This window comes from Dietzia massiliensis (genome assembly GCF_018390595.1).
In the GTDB taxonomy this organism is placed as follows: Bacteria; Actinomycetota; Actinomycetes; order Mycobacteriales; family Mycobacteriaceae; genus Dietzia; species Dietzia massiliensis.
This window is the reverse complement of record NZ_JAHBAV010000350.1, coordinates 1-333: the sequence shown is the minus strand read 5'-3', so window position 1 is coordinate 333 and position 333 is coordinate 1. Positions and strand designations below refer to the sequence as shown.

The window sequence follows — 333 nt, the reverse complement described above, 5'->3', positions numbered from 1 at the left end:
ACGGCGCACGCCATCCTCAAGCCCTTGTGCGACCGCGGCTGGGCCAGCCGCGATCCGATCGCGAAGACATTCGCGCTGGGGCCGGCGCTCGCCGTGGTGGCCGCCCGCACGGACACCGCCCGCCCGCTGGCCCACGCGGCGCGCTCGGCCGCGCTGCGCCTGTCCGGTGAAGTCGGCTACGCCTGTTCGGTGGTCGAGAAGTTCGGAGACTCCCTGGTGGTCACCGCCTTTGAGGGCGAACCCGCCACCCAGCCGTCGGGCATACCGGGCGACCGCATCCCCTACGCACCGCCCTTCGGGGTGGCGATGGCGGCCTGGGACACCGACGACGAA

1 protein-coding gene is annotated in these 333 nt (G+C 73.3%); it reads left to right on the top strand.

Annotation, left to right across the window (positions count from 1 at the left end):
- Positions 1-333: IclR family transcriptional regulator (locus tag KHA85_RS17530; RefSeq protein ID WP_498039918.1), on the top strand; the 333-nt coding region annotated here is incomplete at both ends.